The organism is Edaphobacter aggregans DSM 19364 (assembly GCF_000745965.1).
In the GTDB taxonomy this organism is placed as follows: Bacteria; Acidobacteriota; Terriglobia; order Terriglobales; family Acidobacteriaceae; genus Edaphobacter; species Edaphobacter aggregans.
Window position 1 is genome coordinate 1 of sequence record NZ_JQKI01000262.1, and the last position, 3,681, is coordinate 3,681.

Below are 3,681 nucleotides of genomic sequence, written 5' to 3' on the forward strand. Positions count from 1 at the left end.
TACCCCTATGTCTTCAGCCTTTGTCCAATTCCATCCCTGCTAATTTGGACGGCAGTGATTTCAGGATTACATCGGCTAGGTAATGAAAAGTCGGATTATCGGCAACTTCCGAAAGCCCCGCCGGATTCGAAGAAATAGGTCGCATTCGATTGGGAAATTTCTGCAGGCTTTTTATTTTTGGTCCGAAACGGCAAAGCCAATGCGCGAAACTCGTTCACATACTGCTACACACATCAGGCAATGAAGGGTTCCTGCCTGAAGTCGGAATCATGAGGCGGCGGCTCATAGGTCTTATCTGATTGCACTGTGATTACAGACGTGTTTATATTCAGGAAAACACTTTCTTGAACCCTTGTGCCCTCTCTGGAGCACTCAGGATCGCTGACGGGTGAATGCAGGTGGGATCGTTTGACGTCGTCAGCAGTAGATTTTCTGTTGACGGATCGTTCAGGATGTCGCTGCAATTCTCTACTTCTTTTGCATCACAGTTGGAGGGTCGTTGTCTTACCAAACTTTCCCCACACTCCGATTTGTTGCTGTCGTTGCCGTCTGTGCTACGGCTGCGTGGTCGCAGCAGGCCGCACAGGCACCTTCGCCTGCACCGACGATCGTTCAGCCGGGCGCGCCTGGGACCGGCAACAAGACGCTTTCCAAGGAGGCCGCAAAGGCCAGCGAGGCGCCAAAGACTCCTTCTAAAGCCGACGTCGACTTTATGCAAGGCATGATCATGCACCATAACCAGGCGGTCGAGATGACTGAGTTGCTGAAGACTCGCACTCAGGACCCGGCGATTATGGAGCTTGGCAAGAAGATTGATGTCTCCCAGACCGACGAGATGCGTTGGATGAAGCAGTGGCTCACCGACCGCGGCTTTCACATCTCCGCCGATCCCATGGCCGGCATGGACATGAAGGGAATGGATATGAAGGACATGAAAGGCATGGACATGAGCATGCCGATGATGCCTGGCATGCTGACCGCTGCTCAAATGGATGCTTTGCGCAAGTCGACCGGACCGGTGTTCGACCATCTCTTTCTTACTGGAATGATCCAGCACCACAGCGGCGCTCTGCAGATGGTGAAAGATCTTTTTGCCAGCCCCGGGGCTGGTCAGGACCCACAACTGTTCGACTTCGCGAGCGACGTCGACAACACGCAACAAGCTGAAATTGACATCATGCGTCACATGCTGAAGGAGAGACAATGATCCGGAGTATTTGCCCGCGCTCTACCCGCAATGTCCTGGCGCTAGCCCTTGCCCTCTCGGCGACAGGCCTGTGCGCCGCCCAGACCACTACGACTGCATCGGCGGCACCGCCTGCGGCCAAAACGCCACCTCTGCCTCCGAGCGTCTTCGTCAATGAGCGCTCCGAGCCGGATGATCCTCGCGTGGGTCTTAAAGGCGGCCTGTATGACGCAGGCACCGCTATGCTTGGCCTGCAACTGGTGATGACCACGCCGAAGCCCGCGGGCTTTGCTCCGGACCTCGACTCGATCAAGGCCGTCGACGCTACGCCTGCACCGCCGCCGGTTGATCCCGACGCTCCTCGCCGGCCCGGCGGCGCGCGGCCCAGCGGCCCTCGCGCGAACTACGGCGGGACGAACTCCGACCTTGCGTTCAACGCGAAGTATTTATTCAACGGCAACTACAGCGGGGTCAATATTTATGACATCTCCGACCCAGCCCACCTGAAGTTGGTCACCTCCATGGTCTGCCCCGGCGGCCAGGGCGATGTCTCGGTCTACAAGAATCTCCTCTTCATGTCGGTTGAAGCTGCCAATGGCCGCATGGATTGCGGTACTCAGGGCTTTCAGACGGGGAGTGCCGAGCCTCAGCCACCGGCTCCGACGGGTGATGCCGCCGCCGATGCAGCGGCAATGCGGGCGTTCAGGATGCGCCAGCCTGCGCCCAGCCCGGACCGTGTAAAGGGCGTGCGCATCTTCGACATCTCCGATATTCACAACCCAAAGCAGGTGGCTGACGTGCAGACATGCCGCGGCTCGCATACACACACGCTCGTGCTTGACCCGAAGGACAAGGACAACGTCTATATCTATGTCTCCGGCTCTGCGGGAGTACGTCCTTCTGCTGAACTCGGCGGCTGCTCCGGCGGCGATCCAGATAAGGATCCCAATACCGCACTGTTCACGATCGTCATTATCAAGGTGCCGGTTGCGCATCCTGAATTGGCCAAAGTGATCGACAGCCCGCGGATATTCTCCGATCCTGAGACCGGCAACGTCAACGGCCTGTGGAAGGGCGGCAATCACGGCGAGGGTACGCAGACTACTTCGTCCACCCGAGGCTGCCACGACATTACGGTCTACACGTGGCTTGGCCTGGCAGGCGGCGCGTGTTCGGGTAATGGAATCCTGCTCGACATCCGGGACCCGGCACACCCGAAGCGTCTCGACGCGGTGACGGATCCCAACTACGCCTTCTGGCACTCGGCCAACTTCTCTAACGACGGCAAGACGGTCCTCTTCACCGATGAGTGGGGTGGTGGCGGCCAGCCGCGTTGCCGCGTATCTGACCCCATGGCTTGGGGCGCGGACGCCATCTTCAGTATCACTCCGGACAAGAAGCTGAAGCTCGACTCCTACTACAAGATGCCCGCGCCGCAGACGGACAAGGAGAACTGCGTCGCGCACAATGGCTCGATGGTTCCGGTTCCGGGGCGCAACATCGAAGTTCAGTCATGGTATCAGGGCGGCGTGTCGCTGATGGATTACACCGACCCGACGAATCCGTTTGAGATTGGCTACTTCGATCGCGGACCGGTCGACGATAGCCGGCCTGCGATGGGCGGCCAGTGGTCCACCTACTACTACAACGGCTATATCTACGGTTCGGAGATCGCTCGCGGTACGGACGTGCTTAAACTCGTTCCGACCAAGTACCTGACGCAGAACGAAATTGATGCGGCGGCCCAGGTTTATCTGCCAGAGCTGAACGTTCAGGACCAGCCCCACATCGATTATCCAATGACGTTCCTGACGGCGAAGGCCTACCTTGACCAGCTTGCCCGGGGAAGCAGTCTTCCTGCGGACAAGATTGCGGCGATCAACTCCAACATCGACGCAAAGAATACCAAGAAACTCCACGCCGATGCCAAGACAGTCGAAAAGGCCGCTGCAACTGCTAAAACTCCGGCGGACGCAGAACGTCTCCGCGCACTGTCGAAGATCCTGGCGAGCGGTGGTGCAGCCAACGCCAAAGCGGGGGAGTAAATTACGACGAGCCTCACCCAGTCGTCACGCGTTGTACCTGATTGAGGGACCGTTTTGTTGATGGAAACTGGATCAATGGGATAACAGGACGTACAGGATGAGGTATCGGCCTTTTACGCAACGATGGCCTGGTCGCTAAGGAGCGTTGCAGAGACTTATTCACTCGCGAGCAGTTTTTACTTCCCACAAGCCTACTCTCTTATCGGGACTAATCGATTCTCTGGATGCGTGGCTCGGCGATGAACTTTCCGAATGTATGGTCCGCCGTCTGAATGCAAGAGAAAAGTTTATGGATGAAGGAATGTCTGCGTCAATGTATCCGGCCTTTTGGTGGAGATCAGTCTCCTGGCCATGTTGAGATACGCCGCGTACCTGTCCTACAAAACCCCTCGGCTGTGGAAGAGCCTATTGAGCAATCAGGTTTCAGGTACGCCGTTTGACTGTTCTTTC

At 57.3% G+C, this 3,681-nt stretch carries 2 protein-coding genes; both read left to right on the forward strand.

Annotated elements, in window-relative coordinates:
• Window positions 1-499 precede the first annotated feature (499 nt).
• Complete coding sequence (locus Q363_RS30885) at window positions 500-1,207, forward strand: DUF305 domain-containing protein (RefSeq protein WP_035358434.1); 708 nt, start codon at window positions 500-502, stop codon at window positions 1,205-1,207.
• A complete protein-coding gene (locus Q363_RS30890; RefSeq protein WP_035358436.1) occupies window positions 1,204-3,231 on the forward strand; it encodes an LVIVD repeat-containing protein in 2,028 nt (675 codons plus the stop codon). Before Q363_RS30885 ends, Q363_RS30890 begins: the two co-directional genes overlap by 4 nt.
• The last annotated feature ends 450 nt before the right edge of the window (window positions 3,232-3,681 follow it).